Source organism: Burkholderia sp. Ac-20392 (genome assembly GCF_017104585.1).
GTDB lineage: Bacteria > Pseudomonadota > Gammaproteobacteria > Burkholderiales > Burkholderiaceae > Burkholderia > Burkholderia lata.
In genome coordinates this window covers 1-1,083 of sequence record NZ_JAAGPB010001040.1, presented here as the reverse complement: position 1 = coordinate 1,083, position 1,083 = coordinate 1, and the positions used below count along the sequence as shown (strand labels likewise).

Below are 1,083 nucleotides of genomic sequence, written 5' to 3'. Positions count from 1 at the left end.
CGCAGCGCGGCCACCGGCAGGCCGAGCGCGGCCGCCTGGTCGTCGCCGAGCGCGAGCATGTCGAGCGGCTTCGCGAGCCACGCAAACACGGGCACCGCGAGCACGCACCACGGCAGCAGCATCGACACCTCGCCCCAGCTCCGGCCATACGTACCGCCGACGAGCCACACGACGAAGCGCGCGGGCTGCACGCTTTCCTGCGTGATCAGCCATTGCGCGAGCGTGGTCCACAGCGCGCCGATCACGATACCCGTCAGCGCCACCGCGAGCGGCGCGTAGCGATGCCGGTGATTCAGCGCGAGCGTGATCGCGAGCGACAGGCCACCGCCGATCAGCGCGGCGGCCGCGAGCGTCACGTGGCCCATCAGCGGCCACGTCGACAGCGCGAACAGCGTGGCGAGCCCCGCGCCCTGCGTGACGCCGAGCACTTCGGGGCCTGCGAGCGGATTGCGCACGACGCTTTGCATCGCGACGCCGCTCACCGCCAGCAACGCGCCGGCAAGCAGCGCGCACAACAGGCGCGGCATGCGCAGGTCGATCAGCATCCGCGCGAGCGCATCGTGACCGGACAGCGCATCGGACCAGCGCGCGATCGACAGCCACTCGGGGCCGGCCGATACGCCGACGAACACGATCAGCACGCCCGCCACGACGAACAGCACGGTGCGCAGCGGCCAGCCAAGCCGTTCGAGCCAGCCGACGAGCCGCGTCGAGCCGCCGCCCGCCGCCCGTTCAGCATCCGCGTGCAGCACGCCCGACCACGCGGCGCCGCGCCGGATCATCGCCAGCATCAGCGGCGTGCCGACCAGTGCGATCGCGACGCCGGTCGACAGCGTGGCGTCGAGACCCGACGCGAGCACAGCGCTGTCGGTGACGAGCACGAGCGCACCGCCCGCGAGCGCCGACAGCGGCACCAGCACGCCGGGCCGCGCCGCACGCGCGCCGCGCGCCTGGCGCAGCAGGTTCGGCGCGACGAGGCCGACATACGACAGCGGGCCCGCGATACTCACGGCCACGCTCGTGAACGCGACCGCCACGATCGTCGCGGCGAGCCGCGTCGCATCGACGCGCACGCCGGCCGCG

1 protein-coding gene is annotated in these 1,083 nt (G+C 73.8%); it reads right to left on the bottom strand.

Annotated features, from left to right (window positions below; all coding sequences use genetic code 11):
* Window positions 1-1,083: iron chelate uptake ABC transporter family permease subunit (locus G3N99_RS40645; protein ID WP_206125246.1), on the bottom strand; the 1,083-nt coding region annotated here is incomplete at both ends.